The 26,990-nt window shown below is 42.2% G+C and carries 22 protein-coding genes; 18 read left to right on the top strand and 4 right to left on the bottom strand.

Going from position 1 to position 26,990, the window contains the following annotated elements; translation table 11 throughout:
- The first annotated feature begins 164 nt into the window (after positions 1-164).
- The 4 genes from sps_RS17380 to sps_RS17365 all read left to right on the top strand — a co-directional run bounded on the left by sps_RS17380 (position 165) and on the right by sps_RS17365 (position 4,883).
- The gene (locus tag sps_RS17380) at positions 165-518 is read left to right on the top strand and encodes a YkgJ family cysteine cluster protein (RefSeq protein WP_077753666.1); all 354 of its coding nucleotides are present in this window, start codon (positions 165-167) and stop codon (positions 516-518) included.
- Positions 519-738: 220 nt separating this feature from the next.
- On the top strand, positions 739-1,317 hold the full coding sequence (gene lpcA / locus sps_RS17375; protein WP_077753665.1) for a D-sedoheptulose 7-phosphate isomerase: 579 nt from the start codon (positions 739-741) through the stop codon (positions 1,315-1,317).
- Positions 1,318-1,777: 460 nt separating this feature from the next.
- On the top strand, positions 1,778-2,599 hold the full coding sequence (locus tag sps_RS17370; RefSeq protein ID WP_169915803.1) for a PepSY domain-containing protein: 822 nt from the start codon (positions 1,778-1,780) through the stop codon (positions 2,597-2,599).
- A gap of 226 nt (positions 2,600-2,825) precedes the next feature.
- On the top strand, positions 2,826-4,883 hold the full coding sequence (locus sps_RS17365) for a M4 family metallopeptidase (RefSeq protein WP_077753663.1): 2,058 nt from the start codon (positions 2,826-2,828) through the stop codon (positions 4,881-4,883).
- A 172-nt stretch (positions 4,884-5,055) separates the two neighbouring features.
- Here the strand turns inward: sps_RS17365 and sps_RS17360 are convergent, their stop codons facing one another.
- The gene (locus sps_RS17360; RefSeq protein ID WP_077753662.1) at positions 5,056-5,655 is read right to left on the bottom strand and encodes a DUF2913 family protein; all 600 of its coding nucleotides are present in this window, start codon (positions 5,653-5,655) and stop codon (positions 5,056-5,058) included.
- 864 nt (positions 5,656-6,519) lie between these two features.
- Between sps_RS17360 and sps_RS28910 the strand changes: the two genes are divergently transcribed.
- From sps_RS28910 to sps_RS17350, 3 genes are all read left to right on the top strand, one after another.
- Complete coding sequence (locus tag sps_RS28910) at positions 6,520-7,047, top strand: hypothetical protein (protein ID WP_237157865.1); 528 nt, start codon at positions 6,520-6,522, stop codon at positions 7,045-7,047.
- A gap of 354 nt (positions 7,048-7,401) precedes the next feature.
- Positions 7,402-7,605, top strand: a complete 204-nt coding sequence (locus sps_RS28905) for an SDR family NAD(P)-dependent oxidoreductase (protein ID WP_237157864.1) — start codon at positions 7,402-7,404, stop codon at positions 7,603-7,605.
- A complete protein-coding gene (locus sps_RS17350; protein ID WP_237158130.1) occupies positions 7,556-8,032 on the top strand; it encodes an NAD(P)H-binding protein in 477 nt (158 codons plus the stop codon). Before sps_RS28905 ends, sps_RS17350 begins: the two co-directional genes overlap by 50 nt.
- A 481-nt stretch (positions 8,033-8,513) precedes the next feature.
- Here sps_RS17350 and cysZ read toward each other — a convergent pair whose 3' ends face one another.
- Positions 8,514-9,290: a sulfate transporter CysZ gene (gene cysZ, locus sps_RS17345; protein WP_077753661.1), complete on the bottom strand. Its 777-nt coding sequence runs from the start codon at positions 9,288-9,290 to the stop codon at positions 8,514-8,516.
- A gap of 212 nt (positions 9,291-9,502) precedes the next feature.
- Between cysZ and sps_RS17340 the strand changes: the two genes are divergently transcribed.
- From sps_RS17340 to sps_RS17295, 10 genes are all read left to right on the top strand, one after another.
- The gene (locus sps_RS17340; protein WP_077753660.1) at positions 9,503-12,913 is read left to right on the top strand and encodes a chromosome segregation protein SMC; all 3,411 of its coding nucleotides are present in this window, start codon (positions 9,503-9,505) and stop codon (positions 12,911-12,913) included.
- Positions 12,914-12,935: 22 nt separating this feature from the next.
- On the top strand, positions 12,936-14,048 hold the full coding sequence (gene zipA / locus sps_RS17335) for a cell division protein ZipA (RefSeq protein WP_077753659.1): 1,113 nt from the start codon (positions 12,936-12,938) through the stop codon (positions 14,046-14,048).
- Between the two features lie 72 nt (positions 14,049-14,120).
- A complete protein-coding gene (gene ligA, locus sps_RS17330; RefSeq protein WP_077753658.1) occupies positions 14,121-16,169 on the top strand; it encodes an NAD-dependent DNA ligase LigA in 2,049 nt (682 codons plus the stop codon).
- Positions 16,170-16,310: 141 nt separating this feature from the next.
- Positions 16,311-16,823, top strand: coding sequence for a DUF2919 domain-containing protein (locus tag sps_RS17325; RefSeq protein WP_077753657.1), 513 nt, complete (start codon positions 16,311-16,313; stop codon positions 16,821-16,823).
- Positions 16,824-17,551: 728 nt separating this feature from the next.
- Entirely contained in the window at positions 17,552-18,754 is a 1,203-nt protein-coding gene (locus tag sps_RS17320) for an HD-GYP domain-containing protein (RefSeq protein WP_077755740.1), read from the top strand.
- A 66-nt stretch (positions 18,755-18,820) separates the two neighbouring features.
- Positions 18,821-19,696, top strand: coding sequence for an SDR family oxidoreductase (locus tag sps_RS17315; RefSeq protein WP_077753656.1), 876 nt, complete (start codon positions 18,821-18,823; stop codon positions 19,694-19,696).
- A gap of 105 nt (positions 19,697-19,801) precedes the next feature.
- Positions 19,802-20,419 (top strand): thiol:disulfide interchange protein DsbA/DsbL, encoded by a 618-nt coding sequence (locus sps_RS17310; RefSeq protein WP_077753655.1) that lies wholly within the window; start codon positions 19,802-19,804, stop codon positions 20,417-20,419.
- 608 nt (positions 20,420-21,027) lie between these two features.
- Positions 21,028-21,567 (top strand): AAA family ATPase, encoded by a 540-nt coding sequence (locus tag sps_RS17305; RefSeq protein WP_077753654.1) that lies wholly within the window; start codon positions 21,028-21,030, stop codon positions 21,565-21,567.
- Between the two features lie 153 nt (positions 21,568-21,720).
- Complete coding sequence (locus sps_RS17300; RefSeq protein ID WP_335695433.1) at positions 21,721-22,161, top strand: GFA family protein; 441 nt, start codon at positions 21,721-21,723, stop codon at positions 22,159-22,161.
- A gap of 83 nt (positions 22,162-22,244) precedes the next feature.
- Positions 22,245-23,093, top strand: a complete 849-nt coding sequence (locus tag sps_RS17295) for an MBL fold metallo-hydrolase (RefSeq protein WP_335695432.1) — start codon at positions 22,245-22,247, stop codon at positions 23,091-23,093.
- A 96-nt stretch (positions 23,094-23,189) separates the two neighbouring features.
- Here the strand turns inward: sps_RS17295 and sps_RS17290 are convergent, their stop codons facing one another.
- Both sps_RS17290 and sps_RS17285 read right to left on the bottom strand, forming a co-directional pair.
- Positions 23,190-24,866 carry an NADPH oxidase family protein gene (locus tag sps_RS17290; RefSeq protein ID WP_077753651.1) on the bottom strand — a complete coding sequence of 559 codons (1,677 nt, stop codon included), beginning with the start codon at positions 24,864-24,866 and terminating at the stop codon, positions 23,190-23,192.
- Between the two features lie 63 nt (positions 24,867-24,929).
- Positions 24,930-25,973, bottom strand: coding sequence for an ethylbenzene dehydrogenase-related protein (locus sps_RS17285; protein ID WP_077753650.1), 1,044 nt, complete (start codon positions 25,971-25,973; stop codon positions 24,930-24,932).
- A 399-nt stretch (positions 25,974-26,372) separates the two neighbouring features.
- Between sps_RS17285 and sps_RS17280 the strand changes: the two genes are divergently transcribed.
- The gene (locus tag sps_RS17280) at positions 26,373-26,912 is read left to right on the top strand and encodes an isochorismatase family protein (protein WP_077753649.1); all 540 of its coding nucleotides are present in this window, start codon (positions 26,373-26,375) and stop codon (positions 26,910-26,912) included.
- Positions 26,913-26,990 lie beyond the last annotated feature (78 nt).

Genomic DNA, 26,990 nt, shown 5'->3' with positions numbered 1-26,990 from the left:
TTCGAGGGCGACTCTGTATTGGGCAGTTCTACTGCGATTAGTTTGCTGTAAATTTAAAGGCATGGGCCACTTTTAGTGGATTAGGTATAGAGCTATAATGATCGCGAACTGCACAAGAGTTAGGGACAGAGCTATAACGCTCGCGAACTGCACAATAGGTATGAATGAACAATAATCGAGAGATAATCGCGATTCTGCGTGAGCGTATTCCGTCGTTCGAATGTGTGAAGGGTTGTCACGATTGTTGTGGACCGGTCACAACCTCTTCGGAAGAAATGTCGCGCCTGCCAGTGAAAACGGATGCAGAACATGAAGCCGCATTAGATGAGTGGAACTGTGTACATCTAGGACCTAATGGTTGTGAGGTGTATGAGGAGCGACCGTTAATTTGCCGTGTGTTTGGCACAACACCGAATATGCCTTGCCCAAATAGTTGTCGACCTGAAGAAATGATTGACTCGAAAACTGAACGTCAGATCCATCACTACATCGCAAACACACGGCAAGTGTTGGTGTAAGCAATAAACAAGACACTCAAACTACTACAGCAAGATGCTCACAAGTTAGTGTGAGCATTTTTTGATAAATGACGACGGTATTTTTCTTGATGTTGCAATACCTTCAAGCTGGCTGAAAGTTCAATTCATGATTTCTGATAACTGGATTATTAATTGAGTTAGCTAGCACCGCATGAATTTCAACCATATTTTTTGTTACCCAGTATTAAGAAGATATTTTATGAACTTATCAATTATCAAAGATGAATTATTAGAAGCTGAAAAAGTATTACAAGATTTTTTAGCGGATGAAAAAAACTTACAAAACATTGAAACAGCCGCTACGTTATTAGCAAATTCATTTAAAAAAGAAGGTAAGGTACTTGCCTGTGGTAATGGCGGATCACACTGCGATGCCATGCACTTTTCCGAAGAGTTAACCGGGCGTTATCGCGAACATCGACCTTCATACCCGGCGATTGCCATTTCCGATCCAAGTCATATCTCCTGCGTGGGAAATGATTATGGTTATGAGTATATTTTTGCACGTTATTTAGAAGGTGTGGGACGTAGGGGGGATGTATTATTTTGCCTATCAACCAGTGGTAACTCGGCTAATATTTTAAAAGCGATTGAAGTAGCCAAAAATAAGGGGATTTCTATTATCGCCCTAACCGGTAAGGATGGCGGTAAAATGGCGGGGTTAGCAGATATTGAGATCCGCGTTCCTCATTTTGGTTTTGCTGATAGAATTCAAGAAGTGCATATTAAGATTATCCATATTTTAATCTATTTAATTGAAAAGAAAATGGCTGGTTAGAAAGTAGCCCTAAAGATAGTTGTAAAGGCATAAGTTAACATTGCAAGGTGCTCGCACGTTTTTGTGAGCATCTTGAGAAGCTACGACGACAACCTCCAGCCGTTGTCAGTATCTTCAAGCTGACTAAAAGTTCCTATCATTCTCCTTTTACCGCATTGCCGACTTCGGTGTTGAATTAATTCAAAAGGGAGCACCATTCCCTCGCTCATCCGCCTTGAACCATGCAGCCAAAAATAACTCTGAGTTAACCATTAGGTCGTGATTGTTTAAATGTGTGAGGTGAACGTAATAATTAAGCAATGATAAATAAACTGAAAACCTATACAGGTTATATAACTGTACTCTTAGTCAGGTTTACATTGTTAATATGGATATTAATATATTAGCTCAACAAGCCTGTATTTATTATGGGTTCGGATGAAACTAAATGTATTTGTTGTTTTTTTTGAAAAGTGATTATATGAAATTAATACTTGCTATTGTGTTCTACGTAGGCTTTATCAGTTCTGTTTTCTCGGCTGAGAGAATAGAAATTAATGACTCAATATTTAAAATAAAAGAATCAATGAGTATAATGTCATTGCTAAATTTAAACGATGATTATTCTTTTATCTCTACGCTTGCTCTTGAAGTCGATGGTGTAAAAGTCAACCGTCATCAGGAGTTTTATAAAAGCATCCCTGTGTATGCTGCTCATGTCGTATCAAAACAAGCAATAGGGAGTAATATAGTCAGAATTTCAGGTGGCTATATTCAAGGTATAGAGCAGGATTTAATAAGTACAGACCCATTTTTAACAGGAAGTGCTGCATTCGATATTGCCTTACGCCACCTTGGGATAGTTGATGATACAAATGCCATCATTGAAAATAAACATAATAAGCTAACTATTTATATTGACAGCGATTTAACGGCCTATCTGGCTTATCAAATAAGTTTTTTTACCGATATCACCGGACCCAGTCGTCCTTTCTTTTATATTAATGCAGATACCGGAGAAGTATTAGATAACTGGGATGGCTTAACGCATATTACTACATCGTGCGCTATTGACGAAAATCTAGACATGAAAATTTTACGTTCAAGAACTTTAGCTGTGTTAAATGCATTTTTTGAAGAGTCATTTAACTATTACCCCGTACTTCTCGAAGCCACTAGAAATTATAACGATGATAATAACGAAGACAGTAGAGTTAATTACGAGAAGAGTCGAATTCGTTATGCTGTGATATTAGAACGCTATAGCAAGGCACATAAGTGTGCTGTCAAAGTAATGGAATAGTAGCTATTCACTAGTTTAAATATCGAGTTCAGTTATTAGCTTCTGGTCAGTCACTAAAGAATTAATCGATTATCTCTTTATGGTGTTCGATAATTGACCACTTCACACCGCCTTGTTCCATTATGCTAATTTATTATTGATTTTCGATATTGTCATGATTGCATATTAATTATATTGAATAAATACAACCATAATAAAATAAACGTACAACATCAAAAAGGAAGTTATGATGATACGACACACAATACTATGGGCAGCGGGTATTTTTACCGCATTATCTTCGTTTACATTATATGCAGCAGAGAGATTTGACCTTGATAAGGTGAAACTTGATGATACTGTGATGTTCGATAGTTCATCAGCGTCCATCCCTATAAAAGATTTGAATCAAGTACTGGCTTTAAAGCAAGAAGATTCGATTAGACCTGTTGCAGAAATGGCTATGTCAGGGAACAGGATGAAAGTGCGCTATCAACAGTTGTATAAGGGGATCCCAATCTATGGAGAGTCTCTGGTTGTTGAAAAAAACACTATAGGTTTCTATACCGGTGTTAGCGGGCAATTTATCAGGGCAATAGGCCTAGATCTCCCCTCATCGATACCGTTAATGAGTACTAGCCATGCGCTGACTATCGCAAAGTCAGATCTACCGCAGGCGCTGGGTCCGGTCAGCGTTGACAATGAACAGGCTGTTCTCCGGATATATCTGGATGAAAATGATAAGGCAAGACTGGTCTATATCACTTCTTTTGTCAGCTATGGCAACTCGATATCACGGCCATTTAAAATTATTGATGCCAATAATGGGGACATATTACGACAGTGGGAAGGCATGACATTTAAACTTGCCGGCGGGCCGGGGGGTAATCAAAAAAGCGGTAAGTATTATTTTGGTAACGGCGGAAAGTACGGCTCATTGATCACCGATGAACAGTGTCGAATGGATTCTACCGATGTTGTCACCTACAACATGTATCACAATCAATATGGTGGAGTGATACATCAATTTAACTGTCCAAATAACGACAATGACGAAGTGAATGGGGCTTATTCTCCCTTGAATGATGCACACTACTTTGGGCAGCAGGTATTTAATATGTACCAAGAGTGGTTCGGTCTTCGTCCGATTAATATGAAGTTGAAGATGCGAGTCCACTATGGTTATAACTATGCCAATGCATTTTGGGACGGTCAACAAATGACCTTTGGCGATGGGGGGCAGAGTATGTACCCGCTGACGACCTGGGATGTCGTTTCTCATGAGGTTAGTCATGGCTTTACAGAGCAAAATTCTGGCTTAGAATATTATAATCAATCGGGGGGGATGAACGAATCTTTTTCTGATATAGCGGCGGCTGCGCTGGGTTATTACATGCATGGGACCTTTAATTGGAAAATGGGGGAGCATGTCATGAAGTACAGTGGTGCGATGCGCTATCTCGATTCCCCAGCAAAAGATGGTATGTCCATTGAATCTGCTAGTCAGTATTATGACGGGATGGATCCACATCTAACCTCTGGAGTGTTCAATAAAGCATTTTATCATCTAGCCACTTCTGAAGGTTGGAATATTAAAAAGGCTTTTGAGCTGTTTGTCATTGCCAACCGTCTTTATTGGACCCCAAGATCAACGTACCAGTCTGGAGCTGATGGCGTCTGTAGGGCAGCAGCTGATAAGGAATTTAGCCAAACTGACGTCAGCCATGCTTTCAGCATGGTGGGAGTAACAACAACTCAATGCGATGCCGACAATCCGGGGAAAGATCCAAATGATGATAGTGAAATCTTGATAAATGGCCGCCCTGTAACTCTCACTGGGCAGCAACACCAACAGCGTCATTTCACCTTTAATTTGCCAGAAGCCGCCACTAAGCTGACTTTTTCAACGCAAGGTGGAGCGAGTGATATTGATTTGTATGTGAAATATAATCAGCAAGCCAGTGACACTGACTTTGACTGCCTTTCTGCGGGCTATGATAGTAACGAGGAGTGTCAGTTCACTCATCCTGTAAGCGGTATTTATAACGTTATGTTGTACAGCTTTACTGATTATGACGACGTTACGCTGATCGCGTATTATGAGCGGGACTCATCTGATGAAAGTCAATACTGCAGGGGTGAATACCTTTGGTCTCCAATGCATTTTTATTATAGTGACGATTTTGTCAATTATCGAGGGTTTATATACCAAGCACATTGGGCGCATAGTGGAGAGTTAAGACCCGATATTAATTGGGATTATGATGGTATGTTCGCTTGGCGTTTAATAGGGGGCTGCGATTAACAGCCTATAGTAAACAGAAGTCATCCCAAATACTCAAAGCTTGCCATTGATATTTGTGCTTATTCCCTCTTGATTAACAAAAATGGGAATAATCATCTGCATTTCCTGCTGTTGGCATAATCTCAATAACGAGCCAGAACTGATGTTTTAGCTCGTTATCTCCAACGCACCGTTAAGTCACAGCAACAGAGCTAATGCTTGGGTGCAGTAATAAATGCCCTTGCTTCTCATCTTCATCGTTCTGTTTGATTTCTGTACTAAATAATCTGGTTTTCTCAATGGTCTCTACAAGCCCACTCATCTTATCCGACTCTAAAAACAGCGACATTGGAGCGACTTGCTCTCCAGCTTCATTGAATCCATTATCGATGTGATCTCGCAGCATGTAGATAAAACCAGGTATCCTCTTTTCTGACTCATTGACAATCCGGCTATTCAGCCCTTGTTCATACCTCAAGGTTTCAAGCAATTTAAATAGCTTCTGTGCACCAGTCGCATCCAGTTCAACTCGATGCGCTAACTCCCGCACGTTTATCAATTGCGCTTCTAAATCCCCCTTAGCACTGCGACCTGTAGACAGTAATCTTCGTAGCTCATTCTTGATCCTCCGATAACGACTATCCTTGAGCATCGGTTTTAGGTGACGCACCAATATTTCATTACGCTTATAAACAGGTACTAAACGAGATGTTTCAGCAACAGAGATATAGAGATGCAATAGCGAGTTATCAACCAGGTTCTTTATTATGTCCTGGTAAGGAAGTTCATTCAAAAAAACACCTAATAGTTAGATTAAAAACTAGACTGGACTTTATCCTTTCAATGGACCATGTCACAGTTTAACTGTCCCAGAATAACACTTGAATACTTTGCCTTTATATTGATAAATATGATTTATATCAAGTAACTAGCTGCAAATATTACGTCGGGTTGACCGTGATTATAACAGGTGATTTCGTCTCTATGTCAACTGACCATTGGGAGAGTTGCTCAGTATTACTCTATCCTTCATTCTAGTGGGGAAGGAAAGGCATTCCCCTTGCTTTTTTACGTTACTCATTTACAAATATTGCTATCTTTTGACCGCTAAGTTGCTGACCCTACTTAGCGGTTTTTTTTGCCTTAATTTCTTACCGACTAACTATCTAGATTTCATTTTCGTCAACTGACTTTTAGGGGAGTTGTTCGTCATCAGTCAATCATTCATTCTAGTATGGAAAGTTAGATTTCTATTTAGTTTTTCAGTGACTCCAACCCGCTAATTTCCCCCATCAATTAGCGGGTTTTCTTTTTTTATATTCATCAATATCGACTCTATTATTAAGGGGCTAAACCAATGACTTGAAGTGGGAAGCAATTTTTAGTGATTCCGACACGCTGTTTAGTTTTGTAGCTGTATTGCTTACAGGTGAGGTGGCAAGGTCATGTTTTGGATTCTTAATGATCACGTATTTAAAGCCTACTTAATGCATTAACGTACATCAATTGTTAATAATTGGCCCCGCTGCTTGATAATATATTTGTATACAATAAATATAATATTCCGAACGTGTATATTAGAGTGTGATTAGTGTCACTTTTAAATTTAAATAAAGCTGATAAAACCATACTTTAAGTAAATAAAAAGGAGGTGGTAATGAGTGATATAAAAAGTGACATAGAAGGTTTAATGAAAAGTGCGGCAGAGATTACCTCGTCCATATTCGATCATGAAACACATCAACCGTTTATTTGTACTCATCCAACTTTTTACCATGAGGGACATTTTTATATATTGTCGACTAAGATTGCCAAGCAAACAAAATATTATGAGTCAGGGAGTGATCTCTCTGTCATTGTCGTTGGTGAGTGCACTGTAAAGCAAAATCTATTTTCTCGTAAAAGAGTAACAATACTCTGTAAACCCAAAGTGTTAGAGAAGGAGGATGGATTAAGGTGGTTATTTGAAAAGCATCTTGGTACATTTGCCTCTGGGCTTATGGATGTTACAGATTTTAAAGTTTTTGCATTAAAACCTATTGGCGGATTGTATTTTAGAGGTTTTGGTAGGGCTTTTGAATTTACTTCTGATTCAGTCGATGTAATACATTTAAAAGAACCCCATAAACCAAAGTCTGGTAATACAATGGCAAAAATTTTAAAAAATAGTTTATCGAAGGTTTAATCATTATGAAAATAGGCTCAATTTAGCCATGTTAAATGGCAATGATTCGTTTGCTAAAATGCTGTTATAGCAATTAAAAGATCTTATTTTTGGTGATACTGAATGAAAGTTGCTTATGTTGGATGTGTAACTAAATGATTATCCTTGATTAGACATATTGCCGATTCAAGTTGGGGCGAGTTTTTCCGATGAGCGTGATATAGCGGCAGCTAAATATAAAATGTGCAGCGAAGGTGTTTAGGGGGGGATAAGTCAGAACGTTATATTTTGCAACAGCAATCGCGTAATATGAGGATGTAAAACCACATACATTACTACTAACTATTATCATCTCTAACGGCATGGATTAATATTATGAAAAATATCGCTATATGGGGAGCAGCTAGTGGGCTTGGTGCTGCAATGGTTGATTACTATCATCAAAAAGGTGTTAACGTAATCGCTATTGCAAGAAACCCTGATAAGAATACTAAGATCGCAGAATACCAGTTGACGGCTATTTCATGTGATGCAACAAACAGCAATCAAGTTGACAAATGCTGTCAGTCAGCTACCTAGAGATGTGATAAACATTTCTACTATGGGAAGCTTTCGCGCTGACATCCCTGTTGATTATATTGGGCACCGTAATCTTATTAATGCATTAGAAAAGTATTCCCACTCTCGCTTTCTCTTAGTTACATCACTGGGTTGTGGCGACTCATGGAAATACTTATCTGAGCGTGCAAAACAAGGTTTTGGTAGTGCTGTAAGGGAAAAATCACTCGCTGAGGCGTGGCTCAAAAGCAGTAGCTTAAATTTTACTATTTTACGTCCCGGCGGTTTATTAGATGGCGCAATGACAAATAACGGAGAACTGTCACAAGAAGTGGAAGTTCATGGCGTGATAACACGAGCTGAAGTTGCAAGATTAACGCATAAATTATTAGAATCGTCATCTGTTGGTGAGATTTACCAGTGTGTTGACCCTACTGCAACCGACTAAAGAAAGTCTTAAGGAGAAAAGCATCCCCTTAATCAAGATGTACCAGAAAGTAGCCAGTTAATATCTCCTAAAAGGGCGGTATTTAACAGTTTTTCTATTTACGTACACTTGTAGACTTAAATCATTTCTGTCCAAAAGTGAGTGGTTTTCAATAAATTCAAATCGAAGAAGCACCTTTTTCGAAGCCATAGCTGGTGTAAACGCGGCAGTGATCTTCCGTGACATGGATGTCACGGCAAAGCCCGTGCTTGAATGATATCCTTGCCTTTAATATGGACTTGGCTATGCCAAATTCACCGTGTCGCAGAAGCGTTTTCACTTAAGACCGTTCATTCACGTCCATGTGATAATGACATTCGTAAATCCATTTACAGCACCTGATGCAAGCAATAAACACCAATGAAGCTTTGGTGCTGAGCAAACTAACCAAGTACAAAACAGTTAAATGAAGCCAATCTAATAAAAACGTTAACCGGAGACGTTACTCAGGCGCAATTTCTGGGTGTTTATAGGCTTCACGGTACTTATCTACCCACATGGCTGTTGCGCCACAGATAGCCACTGGCATCACAATAAAGTTAACGATGGGGATCATTGAAAAGAGGGTCACGGCTGCGCCGAAGCTAAAACTTGTTCCCTTGGTCTGATTGAGGGCAAATTTCATGTCGGGAAAGGGGACCTTGTGATTATCGAAGGGATAATCACAATACTGTATCGCCATCATCCAGGCACTGAAAAGGAACCAGATGATGGGGGCAAAGGTTTGGCCGACAAAGGGTATCCAAAACAAGATCAGGCAGATGATGGCTCTGGGCAGGTAGTATTTAAGTTTTATCCATTCTCGTCCCAAGATCCGAGGCAGGTCTTTAATCAAGTCTACGGTTGTACCAGTATTGAGATCTTTGCCTGTGAGGTGTTGTTCGACCTTTTCGGCGAGCAAGCCATTAAAAGGCGCAGCAATCCAGTTCATTACGGAGCTGAACAGAAAAGACAGCACCACCAGTAAGGTGATCACGGCCAGAGGCCAGAGGATAAAGTTGAGCCAACTAAGGTACTCAGGTAGTTGTCCCGATACCCATGCGAAGGCGCTTTCTAACTGACCTATGGCAAAATAGATGACACTGGCAAAAATGACTAAGTTAATCATCAAGGGAATAAACACAAAGCGTCTCAGCCCTTTAGTCTTTATTAGACTAAATCCATCGAGGAAGTAGTTCACTCCACTCTTCGTTGTTGCTTGGTTTGTTTTGGGATTCATAAATAGATTCGATAGCCGTTCCATGTAAACTTAACGAGATTGTGTTCCACCGACAGAGTGAAGACAAGCAGTAAATGGCGCTTGTCCCAATAAAAACGTTACAAAAACCTGTCCGTTTTGGTAAAGTAGCCCCAGAAAATCAACTCTAAACAAGCTCTGTTCGGTAAAATTAAATTTAGTTTATTCTTACCGGAAACGACCTAACTGGCATCATGAGACTCAAACAGATAAAACTTGCTGGATTTAAGTCGTTTGTCGATTCAACTAAGATCCCCTTTCTCAATCCCTTAAGTGCCATCATAGGCCCAAATGGTTGTGGTAAATCCAATATCATAGATGCCGTACGTTGGGTGTTAGGCGAAAGCTCGGCTAAACATCTACGTGGCGACTCAATGGCCGATGTTATCTTCAATGGCTCCACGGCTCGCCGCCCCGTTTCTGTGGCCAGTGTCGAGCTGAACTTTGAGAATTTAGATGGCAGATTAACGGGTGAATATTCCAGTTATCAGGAAATTGCGGTTAAACGTCAGGTTAGCCGTGACGGGGACTCCAGCTATTTTTTAAATGGGCAGAAGTGTCGTCGTAAAGACATTACCGATCTCTTTATGGGCACGGGTCTTGGCCCGAGAAGCTATGCCATTATCGAGCAGGGGACCATATCAAGGTTAATCGAGTCTAAGCCTCAAGAACTGCGAGTGTTTATCGAAGAAGCGGCGGGGATCTCTCGTTATAAAGAGCGCCGACGTGAAACCGAAAATCGCATTCGTCATACCAGAGAGAACTTAGAGCGTCTCGGTGATATTCGAACTGAGCTGGGTCGCCAGCTGGATAAATTAGCTGAGCAAGCCACGGCGGCGAAACAATACCGTGAACTGAAGCAATCAGAACGTCAGTTAGACTCAGAGTTATTTGTCAGTCGCTATTTAGAGTTAACCGATCAAACCCAGAGGCTGACACTAGATGTGAACCGTCTCGAGTTAGCTAAAGCTGAAGTCGAGGCCGAGAAAGAGCGCACCGAACTCGAGTTAACCCAGCTCAACGTGCAGCTGGTGGAACTCGATGGCGAAGAGCAAAAGCGGGTTGAGTCTTTTTATCTCTCGGGCACTCAAATAGCGAAACTGGAGCAAGATCTTAAGCATCGTCAGCAGCAAGACTCCCATGTTGAACAACGTATTGCGGGTATCGTCCATAAACTCAAGCAACATAAAGACAAATTATCTGTCGATGAGATCACTCAGCAGACATTGAGGGATGACTTGGCCCTCAAGCAGCCTCAACTCGAACTGACTCATTCGTCTTTGATTCGTGTCACCAGCGATTTGAGCGAGCATGAGCTTAAGGCTAGTGAATCAAGAGCTAAGCTATCTGAACACAAAGAAAAAGTATCCTCCTATCGTTTGGCTCATGAAGTCTCAAGGGGGAAATTGTCACATCAGGGCGTCATGTTGGAGCAGACAAGGGCTCAGCTTACCAAGGTTGAGCAAGAATCTGTCGGGCTCCTGGAACAAGAAGCGGCCGAGGTTGGGCAAGAAAACCTTTCCCGGCTGACTCAATGGCAAATCGATGCCATGGAGCGAAGCGAGATCAATGATGAACTCGACGAGAAGCTGACTAATTTTCTACAAAACCAAGTTAACCTCAAGGCTAAACAGGAAGCTCTGGGTCAATCTCTTGCCGAAGAGCGGGGCCGATTGGCTTTAGTCACTAAGTTACTGCCCGATGACGCGAGTCAAGAGGGGGTTAAAGCCTTGTGGCAGCTTATTGATGTTCAGCCTGGTTGGGAGAAAGCGGTAGAGCTGATATTCGACGGTTTATTGAAAATGCCTGCGGGTGTTGAGCATGATGAGCTTGGTTTTGAAGGCCTAGTACATCGAGAGTGGCATGGGGTGAGCAGTAATGCGAACCTTTCACCTTGGTTGAGTCAGGTTCAATGGTCCGATAATCTGGAGCAAGCTATAGAGCAAGTTGCCGAGATTAGTGACCACGAACGCATAGTGACCGCGGATGGCTATCTGTTAGGTAGAGGCTTCGTGATCAAGAAGGGCACAGATTCAGGTTCCCTGGTTCAGCTTAAACGTGAGCAAGAAGCGTTAGAGCTCAGCATTGATGATAGCGAGGCCTTACTCAGTGATCTCAATCGTCAGGGTCATGACTTAGACGCCAATATCAAGCCGTTAAAAATAGAGCTGTCATCGGGTATTGAGACGCTACAAAAGCTCAATGTTTCCATTGCTAGCTTGAGCGTGCAGATAGAAGCGGACAAACAGCGAAACCAAGATCGAAACCGTCGTAACGAACAGCTTACCTCTGAGCTTGCTCGCCTAAAAGTCCTGCTTAACAAGCAACAAGATGACGAGGTGAATATTCTTGCTAGCTTGGATGATGCAAAATCTAGCCTATCTCTAGGTGAGCAAGCGCAAACTAAGTTGGTTCATGTGCTCGATGAACAAGTCAATTTGGTTGGTGCCTGTAAAGATAAATATAAGCTAGCGCAACAAGACGATCGCCAGCTGAGCCAAATTTGCCAGACATTAACCACTAAGCAGGCACTCAATGAGCAGTCTATCAATCAGCAACGAATTCGTATCGAAGAGCTGGCCTTAGCTCAATCCGCGCTTGAACATCAGCTTGTTGAACGAAATATAACCAGCGAAGATGGTCGACTGAGCAGCTTAAAAGAACAGTTAAGTCAGGCATTGGCGGAGCAGCAGATAAAGCAGACCGAGTTGGCTTCGCTTCGTGGGCAGCAGACTCAATTGCAAGAATCGAGTGATAGCGCAGGAATAACGAAAAAACAACAGCTTGGAAAGACAGAAAACTTGACTCAGTCAATCAGCACGTTAAAGTTACGTCGCGAAGGTTTGAAAGGTCAGGCCGATAGTCAGCTGATGCAGCTCAAAGAGCAAGATATTGAGCTCGAACAAGTTAAATCTTCGCTGGACTTGAATAAGACCTCTCAGGCTCGCCAACGAGAGTTAGAGAGGATCCGAGCGCGAATTATTCATCTAGGTGCTATTAACTTGGCCGCTATCGAAGAATATGAGCAGCAAAGTGAACGTAAGAACTATTTAGATAGCCAAGATGCGGATTTAACCTCGGCATTGACCAGCCTGGAAGAGGCGATCCGTAAGATAGATAAGGAAACCAAGAGTCGCTTTAAAGATACCTTCGATAAGGTCAATAAAGACTTAGGTTTGTTGTTTCCTAAAGTCTTTGGCGGCGGCAGCGCCGAGTTGGCTCTGACCCATGATGATCTACTCGAGACCGGAGTAACGATTATGGCCAGGCCGCCAGGGAAAAAGAATAGTACGATCCACCTTCTTTCTGGTGGAGAAAAAGCGTTAACCGCATTATCATTGGTGTTTGCGATTTTTAGGCTAAATCCAGCACCATTTTGTATGTTAGATGAAGTTGATGCCCCTCTGGATGACGCCAATGTCGATAGATTCTGTCGATTAGTGAAAGAGATGTCTCAGAGTGTGCAATTTATTTTTATCAGTCATAACAAGATCACCATGGAACTGGCTGACCAACTGATAGGAGTTACTATGCATGAACCTGGAGTTTCACGCATAGTTGCTGTAGATATTGATGAAGCGGTGGCACTTGCCGACGCTGGATAACATAGGAAAGACAGGGTACCCAATGGAAAATTTGCAACTTGTATTATTCGTTTTAGGCGCAATAGCTATTATCGCCGTACTTGTGCATGGTTTTTGGTCCATTAGAAAACAACAACCTAAATCATTAAAAGACAACCCCATGTCCGGGTTTTATAAAGATCAGTCCGCAAGCAGGGACTCTCAAGGTTTCGATGCCGATGGAATTGGTGAAGTCAGGATCCGTAAAAGCGAACAGAGTGAAGACGACGAAGCTCTAACAGATCCGAGTGTTTCTGACTCGATAAACAGTGATCCCAAATTCAGTACTGCAACTGAGTCATTGGGCCAAACTGAGGTCGAGATGGCAATTGAGAGCGAGAGTGACTTTTCGTTGTCAGATCAGCCGAAACAGAAGATGAGCCGTCAGAGACAAGAGCCAGTATTATCTGGTCAAACTCAGGAATCTGACGATCTTAATCAAATGGAGCTAGGGCTTGGGCAGGAAGCGGCGCCAGCTCAAAGTTCTCTGTTTGAGACCGATACTAAGTTTGAGGCTGGAAGTACTAAGTTTGAGACCGGTAGTGCTCAGTTAGAGACTGAAGTTGAAACTGCATCACCTATTTATGCTACGCCCGTTACTGAGCCTAGAAGAAAGGTGGCACCTAAGCCTCAAACTAAGGTTGAACCAGAGCCTCAGGCTAAGGTTGAACCAAAGAGCCAGCAAAACACTGAGACGTTAGCCGAGCCAAGAGATGTGTTGGTGTTGCATGTTGTTGCCGGTGAAGGTCATGCTCTAAATGGTGCAGACTTGTTACCTAGCTTGCTAACACTTAACTTTAAGTTTGGTGATATGAGTATTTTCCATCGCCATGAAGACAATGCGGGCACAGGCAAGGTGCTATTTTCACTGGCGAACATGGTGAAACCTGGTATTTTCAACCCAGATGAAATGGAACAGTTCAGCACAGAAGGTGTGGTGTTATTTATGACGCTACCTTGTTATGGCGACCCTCTGATGAATTTCTCGATTATGCTTAATTCTGCCCATCAACTCGCCGATGACTTAGGTGGTCAAGTGCTCGATGGCGGTCGTGATGCTTGGAGCGAGACGACTAAACAAAGCTACCTGCAGCGTATTCGAATTCAATTGCCCTAAACAAACCTGCAGACTCATTGATTTTAGAAAGGCCGCGAACGCGGCCTTTCTCATGCTTATCTGGACCTACATATGCAAAATGACAAGATGCAAGATGATACTCCACTAAATACTCAAGCTGTCGCTCAAGAGATAGCCGAGCTTACCGATACCCTTAACGGCCATAATTATCGTTATTATGTGGATGATGCTCCCAGTATTCCGGATGCTGAATATGATCGCCTGCTTAAACAGTTAGCAGTGCTGGAAACTGATCATCCTGAATACTGTTTTCCGGATTCACCGACCCAAAGAGTGGGTGGTGTGCCCCTGGCTAAGTTTAATCAGATAGCACATCTTAAACCTATGCTCAGTCTGGATAATGTCTTTAACGATGAAGAATTTGAAGCCTTCTATAATCGAATTCATGACAAAACCGCAACTGCGCCGACATTTTGCTGCGAGCCCAAACTCGATGGTTTGGCTGTGAGTATTTTATATCGTGACGGTGTGTATGAGCGTGCAGCGACACGGGGCGACGGTAAAACTGGTGAAGACATCACTGAGAATGTGCGAACCATACGCTCTATTCCAATGAAGCTACGCGGCGATAACTTTCCGCCACTATTGGAAGTGCGCGGTGAAGTGATCATGCCCAAGCAAGCGTTCGACTCACTCAATGAGCGAGCCAGAGCCAAGGGCGAGAAAGAGTTCGTTAATCCACGTAACGCAGCAGCGGGCAGCTTGCGCCAATTAGACAGTAAGATCACCGCCAGCAGAGCGCTGGGTTTCTATGCCTATGCCTTAGGTGTGGTAGAACCTGAAACCTGGGAATTGGCCGATCATCATTATGGTCAGTTGATGCAACTTAAATCTTGGGGCTTTCCTGTGAGCGCCGAGGTGAAGCAATGTGCTAGCGTCAGCGAGGTTATCGCTTATTACACCGATATCATGGTTCGTCGCAGTGCATTGGCCTATGAAATCGATGGCGTAGTGATTAAGGTCGACGATATTACTCAGCAACTCAAGCTAGGTTTTGTTGCTAAAGCACCAAGATGGGCAACAGCCTTTAAGTTTCCGGCACAAGAGGAGATGACCTTACTCGAAGGGGTCGACTTCCAAGTTGGTCGTACTGGCGCCGTGACACCTGTAGCCAGATTGAAGCCAATCTTTGTCGGTGGAGTCACTGTATCGAATGCGACGTTACATAACGCCGATGAGATCGCCAGACTGGGCGTTAAAATTAAAGATACCGTGATCGTTCGCCGCGCCGGCGATGTGATCCCGCAGATCGTAGCTATCGTGGCCGAGAAACGCCCCGATGATGCCAGTGAGATTGAATTTCCCAAAACATGCCCCGTGTGTGACAGTTTAGTCGAGCGCATCGAAGGTGAGGCGGTTGCCCGTTGTACTGGTGGACTGTTTTGCGAAGCTCAGCGTAAAGAAGCCATCAAGCATTTTGCTTCTCGTAAAGCCTTAGATATCGATGGTATGGGAGACAAGGTTGTCGAGCAGCTTATCGATAAGGAGTTAGTAGAGAGTCCAGCCGATCTGTTTAAGCTATCGGCTTCGGCAATCACCATGCTCGATAGAATGGGGCTTAAATCGGCGACTAATTTAGTTGCCGCCATCGAAGTCGCCAAGCAAACTAGCTTTGCTCGGTTCCTCTACGGGCTGGGAATAAGAGAAGTAGGTGAAGCTACTGCGGCTAACTTAGCTAATTACTTTAAGAGCTTAGATAAGCTTAAAGGGGCGAATGCAGAGGAGTTTATCAAGGTCGATGATGTCGGTACTATCGTGGCTCAGCATTTAACTCACTTCTTCGCGCAACCTCATAATCTAGAGGTCGTTGATAAGCTTATCGAAGCTGGGGTGAACTGGCCCGCTATCGAAGAAGTAGCGGAAGAGGCGTTATCGCTGAAGGGACAGACTTGGGTGTTGACTGGCACTTTGACGCAACTGAATCGTAACGATGCTAAGGCTCAATTGCAGGCGTTGGGCGCTAAGGTTGCGGGGAGTGTGTCTAAAAATACTGACTGTTTAGTAGCAGGTGAAGCGGCTGGTTCTAAACTGACTAAGGCGCAGGACTTAGGTATCAAGATACTGGACGAGGAAGGCTTGCTTGCCGTGCTTGGTGGATAAAAATACCTGTTAGGTTTCACCCATAATTTTAAACGCCATCTCTGATGGCGTTTTTTATGCTTTATCGGTAGGCCATTGAAAAAGGCTTATTTGGCACCATATCAGTGTTAGGACATTCTAAAAGACCACAATAGGTAAAGCGTGAACTTCAGTAATATTACCTGGCTCGATGATAAGGGCCATATCAAGCCTCCCTTGTATTTATACTTCATATTAATTTTTATTGCTCGTGGTTGGTGTATCTTTATCGCATCATTGACACAAGCCAGTGATAGGGCTGCTTTGGTCGCTATGTTTTATCCACAGAAGTCAGATTTCATCATGGCGTTAGTGGCAGGCTTTGGTGCTTTACTCATCTATGGTGTCGTTATCGCCGAGCGTAAACGCAAACCTCATTGGCTCAGACCCGTGTTTGCTCAACTCAAGTGGATCTTGCTCTTACTGCTGGTCATAGACGGGGCCTTGCTATTCGAGCGAACGATTAACTCTCATTACCTCTATAGCTGGAGTACAGGGCTGGATGGTTTGCTGTTATTCTGGAGTCTGATTTATCTGTTTAAGTCCAAGCGATTAACCCATTATTTTGCGGACTGGAATAATGACGAGGATGACCAGGTGAGTAAGCCTGAATTAGCAGTAAAAACCTCCAAATAAGTTCAATCTGTAAAATTTAAGCAAAAAAATGGCGCTGCATGGGCAGCGCCTAAAGATCTTTTACTTTTACTATTCAGTAAGAGAAGAAGTACAGACTACTAAACTGTATTTCGATCCAGGAATGTTAACAAATACCTTGTCAAATCTATTACCTTACTCTCAACAGCAAGTGACAGCATGATTAGATACTAGCTCTGACATTAAGGACAATTGACAGCAACACTCTTTAAGTCGATGTGTTCGGGGTGTCCACATGTTCCTAAAGAACGAATTAACTATAGCATGAAGAATATTGTATACAATGTTTGGGTTGTGGTTTATTTGTTCTTTATTTGTTATAAGTTATTTCCTATGCTTATAAGCCGTTCACGCTCTATAGTCTTCAACTAATGTGAAACCTTGTTCTTTGCTTGAGTGTTAGCAGATTGAATTAGCTGTGATTTACTCTGTAATAGGGGGCTAAAGTGATGTCGCTTGGTGTAATTAACTAGTATTCACGTAAACTTTGGGTCATAAGTTGGACCTAGCCGTGATTTACCGCATTTTTTTACAATTTTTTTCCATTAATTACTTAAGGTTTTTAGTTATTGCTCTATAGTTATGTCATTAAGTTCAGTGGGTTTTCAGTAAAAGTATTATACTTAACTTGTTAGTTGGGACTGAAATGGGGTCTGACCATTTAACTGGAACACTTGGTCATGAAGGACGTTGCAAAGGAGTTTTATTGGGTGGCTAAAGCCGAAGAGATACATCTACCCCTATCCAAGTTACAAATAGGGCTCACTGTTAAGTTACCTCTCTCGTGGAAGAATCATCCTTTCCTGTTTAATCGTGTCGAAATTAAAGAAGAAGCGCAAATAGAACTGATTAAAAGTCTAGGGGTTCCCTATGTGATCTTGTTATCCGGACAAGAGCTAATGCCCGAAGAGGTTGAAGAGGTCGTCGAGGAAGTCGTTGAAGAAGTGGTAAAAGAGGTGGATCTTAAGTCTCTTATACGTAAATCGCTTCGCCTCAGCCAACAGAGATTTGTTCAATGTGTGAATGAGAGTCGAGCGGCTTTCAGTAAAATAGGCAGCGATCCAGAAGGCGCCTATCGCAGTTCGGTGACATTAGTCGAAGAGATGTTGGACAATATGTTGGAAATCGACACGCCATTTTTAGCCTTGGTGAGTGCTGGGGAGTCGGATGCTAGCGTGACACAACATGGAATTTCAGTCGCCGTCGTCGCCTTGATGATTGCCAAGGCGATGGATATGTCGAAATCTGATATGCGAGATATTGCCTTAGGCTGCTTGTATCACGATATTGGTAAATTAAAAGTCCCAGATATTATTCGCCGTAAGAAAGGGACTCTGACCGATCACGAAGCCAATTTTATGAAAATGCATCCGAATTTCGGTTATGACATGTTGAATAAATCAGGACTATATGATCAAGCTGTATTAAATATTGTGCTTCATCATCATGAGTTTATCGACGGTACTGGTTATCCAGATGGTCTCAAAGGTAATAAGATACCCATGGTGACTCAAGTTGTGAGTCTGGCTAATGATTATGACAGACAACTTTGGACCGAAAGTGTCCGCTCTCCTCAAGTCGCTTTAGGTTACCTGTTTAAGAATCGCGCCGGAAAACATTCCGAGGCTTTAATAGCCGTATTGGTGAAAATATTGGGAATATACCCACCTGGCACCATAGTCGAATTAACAGACAAGTCTGTGGGTAAGGTGATGATGACCACCAAAGAGGTTAAGCAACCCCAAGTTTGGGCTTGTAAACCCGATGGCAGTGAAGCGGCTTTACGGTTTTTGATTAAGGAAGAAGTATTCATCGAGAAGGTATTAAAGCTAGAGGAGTTATCGGAAGGCGCAATGAGAGCGTTGCAGGCCGATATGGGGATCAGTTTTTATTTCAGTGGTGTGCCAAGTTAGCCACTAGTTAATCTGCTGCGTTCACTCTATGATGTGATGAGTCGATTTCAACTATAGGTTTACAGCTTGAAGATTAACACAGTGAGTATTGTCGGTTGTGGCTGGTTCGGTCTCCCCTTAGCTAAACATCTTGTCAAACTGGGCTATCAAGTCAGTGGCAGTAAGAGAGAGTGTGAGGCTGCCAATAAGCTGCAAATAGATGGCATCCAGGGTTTTAGCTTAGATCTCGATAATCATGAGTTTAATGGTCAATGTCTCGAAGCCGATCAGTTATCTGAGAATGGTGAAGCGTTACAATCAAGCTTCAAATCAGAGTTAAAAGCATCTCTGCATACCGATGCCCTAGTGATCAATATACCTCCCTCCATAAGAAAGCTTCCCCATGCTTATCTCAATCGACTGGAATATCTTAAGTCGTTGATGGCCAACCATGCATACCAGCGAGTCATATTCATCAGTACCACCGGAGTTTATCCAGCTACGGGAGAGTCAATGATGGAGAGTGATGCTTCGCCTCACTCTCCATCGAGCGACATTTTACTTCAGGCCGAAAGCCTATTCTCAAAAGATTATCCTACCTGCGTGCTCAGGTTCTCGGGGCTGATTGGGCCCGCTAGGCATCCAGGACGTTTTCTTGCGGGAAAGAAAGACTTGTCCGGGCCCGATGCAGCGGTCAATTTAGTCCATCTCGATGATTGTATCGGCGCTGTTTCCAGTTTGCTGTCTAGTGAAACAATATCGCCTGTCTATAATCTCTGCGCCTCGGGTCATCCAGGACGAGCTGATTTTTATAGGCGAGCGGCTGAGCATTTGTCATTAGAGGCACCGACTTTTGGGACTGAGCCTCAAGTCGAAAAAATTATAGATGGTAGTAAGATAACCAAGGAGTTAGGCTTTCATTATCGCCATGACTCACCTTTAGACATGTTGGGTAAGTGCTGATTAGATTTACTGTTAGTCTTGTAACTTGCTTTCTCGCTAGAGCTTGTACTTAAATATCATAGCTAGATTTTATAGTTAGATTTTATAAAGAGTTAAGGAGATGTAATGGGTGTTTTTAAGTGGTCGTTTACAGCCTTATTTATCGTCATGGCGAGTTTTGTTATAAGCGATAGTGTCGAAGCAAAGGACTTTGTCGAGGGCGTAGATTACGTGCAAGTGAGAGGGATCCCAGAGGTGACATCACCAATAGTGAGGGAGTTTTTTTCCTATAACTGTCCACACTGTTATCGCCAAGATCCTATTTTCGAAGAAACGGTCGAGCTCCTCGGCGATAAAATTGATTTTGAGCGAACTCCCGTAGGCGCGGGTCGCCCAAGCTGGATTTTAAGCCAAGAAGCGTATTATCTTGCACAAAAACTTAAGATGACCCGCCAAGTTCATGGCAACCTTTTTAAGCGTATTCACGAAAAAGAGGGGCCCTTTACCAGACCCGAACAGCTAAAGGACTTCTTCGTTAAGCAAGGAGCCGATGCAAATGCAGTGGAAGAAGCGATGAATTCGGTGGATGCAAAATTAACCATCTCTAATTATGATACTCAAGCTCAATTAGCTGGGATCCGTGGGGTTCCTTCACTCTTGGTTAATGGTCAATATCTCATAGGTTCTAAATCCAGGACGCCAGAAGAGTTGGCTGAACTGGTTAATTACCTGTCTAGCCTCTAAGCAGCCGATAAAACCAATTAGCTTGCATTTTGGCTATGATTCAAAAGGTGTTGGTTCAGGTATTGAAGGTCATACCTGAACCAATACCTAATGCCAGCCCGCCTCTCGTTCGAAGAGTATCTCATCGTCATTCTCATTCTCATCTTGAAACTCGCAGCGGCGTCTGTACTGGGCTATGTTCTCTCTTCGATTAAGGTTTGATAGCAATCGGTATAAAGCGTTATGTATTAATAATTACTGAGGTAAAAATGATTACAATTGAAAAACTAACAAGTTCGCATGTTAAAGCATTGCTAAAGTAACTTTAGCGGAAGAACAGCTGGAGTTTACAGGTACAGCTGAAGAGTTCCTTGCTGAGGCTAGCGATACGATTCACCTTCATGTGATCAAGTTTGATGATGAAGTTGTAGGCTTCTTCAAAGTTGACGTCATGTACTCATCAATCTATGGGTTTTGCGTTAAAAATGGAATTGGCTTGGGGGCTTTTGTTATTGCTGAAATCTAGGGAGTAGGGCAAGCAACGCGTGGTATTTTAAGTTGTTCGTGCTTAATCGGTTTAACAATAACTTTTGTTACTACTTTAATTTTTTCAACAAGTGGAGATAGATGTGAATAATTTCATTGTGTTCACCGGTGGCCCAGGTTCTGGAAAAACAAGTGTGATAAATGCGTTGATGGATTCTGGGTTTCTTTGCACGAATGAAGTGGGACGACAAGTGATCCTGTCTCAAGTGGCTCAAAAGGGCGCTGCATTACCCTGGAATAACAAATTGGCATTTCGTGATGAAATGGTGCGGCAAGAAATGCTAGCTCATCATCATTATCAAAATTCCACTCATCGGGTGTTTTTTGATCGCGGTATTGTTGACTCCTATGGTTACTCTACACTAGAGAAGTTGACGGTATCTGAAAAATTAATCAATGGCTGTCAAACACTGAGATACAATCCCAATGTTTTTATTTTCCCCCCCTGGGAAGCCATTTATTCGAATGATACGGAGCGTAAGCAGGAATTTGAAGAGGCTATGACTACCTACGAACATATGGTCAGCGCCTACCAAGAGTTCGGTTATAGCTTGATCGAGGTGCCAAAAACTTCAGTGGTTGAGCGGTTAACATTTATTTTAAAATTGACTAATCATGATTAGTCGGTAAGTAAAGTTTACGTTATTTAACCCGATGTTGCACATAGGGTTGTGTTAGGTTTTGCAGAGGTAGAGTGCTAAGTGGTACGCTGCTTCAAACATCATCCCAGCCAATATTTTACACTGTGACATCGCTACAGTTAGCGTTCACTGGTAATGGAGAGAGTCTATATGCAATACCCGGTTAGCGCTTCTTGTCAATGTGGCCAGGTCAGTTATGAGTTAGCTGTCCCACCTCAAAAAGTCATAGCTTGTCACTGCCAGGAATGCCAAAAGCTGTCAACTAGTCCCTTTAGTGTTACAGCGGTCGTGCCACAGCATACTATCCAGTTTACTGGTGAAATGAAGGAATGGAGCCGTATAGCTGAGAGTGGCAATGAGAATAGAGCTAAATTTTGCCCTCAATGCGGAACAAGAATTTATCACTATAACCCCCAGAGCCCTGATATTATTAAGTTAAAAATGAAGCCTGTAGGCGCTTCAGTAGACACGAGTTTTGCACCAACTATGCATATTTTTGTCAGTGAAAATCCCAGCTGGTATTTATTACCCAAAGGGATTATCTCATATGAAAAGGGAGTTATTCCCTCTACCTAAGTCAACACGCAAGAAATTGATGCTACGGTGTTACCTCTCACTGGGGGAGGGGAATACTCAGAGATAATTTATGACAGAGGAATATGATGCAACTGACAGCTTTAGTTGAAAATACCCGGCTCGATAATAGAGCCGATCTTACTGTTGAACGAGGCTTATCCTTCCATGCCGCAACAATGGGTAAACAATTATTGTTTGATGCAGGCAATAGCCAAGTTTTTTGTGACAATGCCGAATTACTTAACATCAATATTCAAGATATCGATGCAGCTGTGATATCACATCGTCATCATGATCACTGTAATGGTGTGACACATTTTCTTGCACGTAATTCTGAAGCCCCAGTATATTTTCGAGACTGTGAAGACACTGAATATATCTTTAAGGCTTTTGGTTTCAGAAGTAATGTCAGCTTCAATAAAAACATGTTTAGCCAATCGCCTCAACGATTCAAGTTTATCAACACGTTTACGGAAATATACCCTGACATTTTCATCGTCACTGAAATCAGTAATAAATACCCACGGCCCGAGGGAAATAAGTATCTGTTTACTAAAAAAGGGGATGATTGTGACTCAGATACATTCGAACATGAGTTACTACTGATAGTGAAAGAGCATGACGGCTTAATTATCTTTACCGGCTGTGCTCATAGTGGCGTGCTTAATATGGTTGAGACCACAGTGCAGTTATTTCCAAATATGCGTATCAAAGCCGTGGTGGGTGGTTTTCATCTGGTAGGCCTTCCTCTATTTAACAGCATCGGAGGCAGTAAAGAAGACATAGTGTCAATTGGTGAAGCATTACTCAGTTACCCCATTGATAAGCTATATACTGGTCATTGTACGGGGTTGAAAGCGTACGCAATACTCAAAGGCGTGCTCGGTGACCGTCTTGAATACTTTCCAACAGGGCGTAGTGTGAGCATTTAACGTTTATGTGACTTAGCAAGGGGCGACTAATCAAAAATTGACTTCAAGACTCTTCAATCTGAAGCCAACGCCCTTTTTTATACATTGAACATAGATTTAGAATTGCTCTTCTATAAAACCTAACTTATGGCGACGACATAAACGCGCGACTTGTTTGCTAAAGGACTTAGGTCCACAGCTGTAACAGTCGGGTTTAATATCATAGTCACCCATCTGCGCGCTAATTTCAGACCAGTTAGGTCGCCCAGTCGTCAATTTGATAGATACATTATCCGGCAGGTGATGACACCAGTCGGGTAACTGTATGGACCCAATATCGCAGGTCAAGTACAGCTGGATATTGCACTTGAGTCTATGTTGTTGCGCCATCGACACTATTAATGGCTTTAACCAATCTAATAGCTGTCGTTCTTTGAGCACCCACAAGACTTGGATCTGTTTATTTTGCTTAGTATGTAATGCGTGTTGGCGTAGTATGCCTAAAAAAGGGGTGATACCAATACCGGCTGCCATCAACCAACAGTGTTGGCTGTGCTGAGTCATCGTTGCCGGGCTGGCAAAGGGTCCTCTTACATCGACACTATTTAATTGCTCTGCTTGTTCCGCTAATTGTTTGGTCCAATCGCCTAATAAGCGAATTTTGAGCACCAGTTGCAGCTCCGACGGACGCGGTCCAGTCAATGAAAAAGGATGCCATTCGTGTTTATTAATACCAGGAATACGGATCAGTACATAATATCCGACCTTGATGATAAAGCGCTCGGGTCTGTTAATGGTTAACCTCACCACGTCTTTGTCCAAGGGGGTGATTTGTGCCGGACAGTTTCTATAGACATTGCGATAACGAGACTGGTAAATTTCTAATACTAACAGCACTAAAGCGGGTACTAACCAAGCGCTATTAAGCGGTAAATGCAGTAACAGTAACATCACTATTAAGTAAGCTAAGCGGTGAATTTTTTGAAAATGGTGGAAGACCCTTTTGCGTATCACGTCCAGGGCCATCACCCAAATCAATAGGATAATTATAAACATTAACAAGCCGCTGATATTGATTTTAAGTTGCTTGGATGCGAGTCCCGAGTCGGTCCAGCGTAATACTTCATTATATTGAGTTAAGCTCAGATCTGGTACTGCCCAGGTTTGGGATGAGCCCTTACTGTGGCAGCAAGTACAGTCTTCCTTTAAAAGGGGCTTAATCTCGGATAAGTAACGATCATGACTGGCGCCCTGTGTTATCCAATTGGCCACGAGATCTATCGACTCATCTTCACTAACAAATTCATACATAGTGGTTTGCATGCTACGGACCAAATCACTTTCCTTAGCTAACAAGATATCGGCAAAGTCAGGTTCTAAACTGTCGTAGTAAAACAAGTATTGACTGGCATGAATGCAAACCAGCAAGATCAATAAATGGGCGAGGTAATGGTGTAATCTACGATTTTTATTCAGAGGCAAATATTTGGCAATGGATTTAGATCGAATAAAAGTAATGCTATTACGCATGACGGGCAGAGTTAACACAGCTAATAGCACTAAAATGGCGTAACTACTGGCTCGGGCAAAGCGTAAGTATTCATTGGTGGTTTCGTTTGACTCGTAACTGTAGCCCAAGAAAAACTGATAAGTCATGCAAGCCAGCAAACCTATTAGCGCGACTATGGCCAACCAGAATTTTAAGCTAGTCACAAAGTATAAGCGATGCATTAATGCTTTTAAAAAGCGTTGTTTCTCGCTTGTTGGGGCGGGTTTTACCCCAGTAATAAACATGGTTTTATTCCACTGCAGTTAGAAAATAAACAGCGCCCATGCAGGCGCTTAAAGCTATTTATGTTATTTAAACTTCAGCTTGATTGCTCTTTTGTGGAACAGGTGATTGATTTGGCTGTTATCAAATATCGTTAAGCCAAAAGCATAACTTTTAGATAAATCAGTAAACTGTACATCTTGCTCATTAGCTTTCTCACCCGTTGTGATGAGTAAACGTTTGATTTCTAGTGTCCAGTAACCGTCTTTCCAGTCACCCTTGGCAGTAATGTCGGCGCGAGAACCCGTATAAGCTTTAGCCACAACACCACCAATGACATCACCTGGTTTAAAGGTATCGACAAACTTGGTTTGCATGGAATCTAATATCCAGTATTTATGTTCGTTGCTGGAAAGTGTATTCATGTAAGCGGGGCCTGTTTTATCGGCATTACGGTTATTTTTGTAACCCCCTCCCGTATTGGTATCGCCGTGACGACCCCATGATTTGCTTTCACTACGGTCGGAGTTGATATATTGGTCATCCATATTAAATACCACATTGGTACGGGCACTTTTCCAATGCCACATATCGAGTGTTTCACCTGGGTTAGTGTAATGGCGACCTGCAGAAGTATCATTAATGCCGTCTAGCAATCCATCTTCAGGAAGGTGACAAGATTTAGCACAGCCTTTTTTAGCGAACCCCCTTTGATTAATATTCCAAATGAGTGCCACTTTATCTTCGTAATAGGTATTGTCATGGCCGGTCTGATCTTTCTTAATCATCTGTTTCCAGCTGCCATCTTCTTGTTTGACCCAAGGAAAACGCGCTAAACTTTTTGTTGGATCGGCATAACGTAGAAGGAAGTAAATATGTTTTGCATCATATACGGAACGCACTTCGACTTGGGTTTCGCTTATACCATCATAACCATTGCTTGGTTTGTAAGGTGTTTCGTTGACCTCAACATTTAATACCTTGGCTCGATCCCAAACGGACTCCTGCAGACCATCGAGTTTAATCGATTCTGCAATTGGCTTGGATTCTAATATCATTGCTGCGGCGCAGGCATTACTAGCCCATATGCTAAATCCTATTGCTTTTATCAATGTTGACGTGTTGTTCATTTTACTAACCTTTGTCTTGGTCAATTTAAAAAAACGAGATGTTAATGGTAATGAGTTTAATTATCAATAGTGCGAAAGGGGTACTCTTTAATATAATGTTAACGAATCTGGCGGGTTGCGTACTTTAAATAAGTAAGGATATGGCTATGATTGTTTTTAAAACAACTGGTTACACCTGTGTTGATCAAGGTTGAAACTGAAGGGTTAGATTTAAGTTAACAAGGGTGCAACACTGGTGCGACAAGTTCAATTGTTATTATTGAGAGGGGGTAGTATCGATTATCCAATTTCCTTGTGACCATATATGGCTTTGTTCCATATTCGTGGGTACCAAGCCTAGCCAATTATTTCTAGCCGCTTTAAACTGGGTTATAAGGTTAAAATTTAAGGAGGAATTGTATGTTAAGCAAAGAAAATACAGGGCTTATTATCACCGACATACAAGGGAAATTGGCTGGGTTAGTTCATGACAGTGAAGCTGTGGTTTCAAATTGTGAAAAGCTGATTAAAGGCGCAGAAGTTCTTGGTTTGCCCATAATTTGGCTTGAACAAAATCCAGATAAACTTGGTTCGACAGTAGATGAACTAAGTATCTTGTTAGCAGATCAAAGCCCTATTTCCAAGTTTACTTTTGACGCCTGCGAAGAGCCTCAGTTTATGGAAGCGGTACGCAAAGCAAATGTAGATACATGGCTTATTTGTGGTATTGAAGCACATATTTGTGTTTATCAAACAGCTTTGCACCTGCAACAACTCGGTTTTAAAGTGCAATTAGTCTGTGACAGTGTTTCTTCACGTACGTTCGCTAACAAAAATTTAGCAATAACTAAGCTAGTTAATCGAGGTATCGATGTTTCGGGGGTAGAAATGTGCTTATATGAATTAGTGAAGGATTGTCGAGCGGTGGAATTTAAAAAAATACTCACTTTAATTAAATAGTTAGTTTTTAAAGCGGCTATCATCATTAAAATAAACACTTTTAACTCGTCATAATTCCTGCTTGGAGTTGATAGAGAT

This window comes from Shewanella psychrophila, assembly GCF_002005305.1.
In the GTDB taxonomy this organism is placed as follows: Bacteria; Pseudomonadota; Gammaproteobacteria; order Enterobacterales; family Shewanellaceae; genus Shewanella; species Shewanella psychrophila.
Note: the sequence above shows the minus strand (reverse complement) of the source record. Positions and strands in the feature narration are given on the sequence as shown.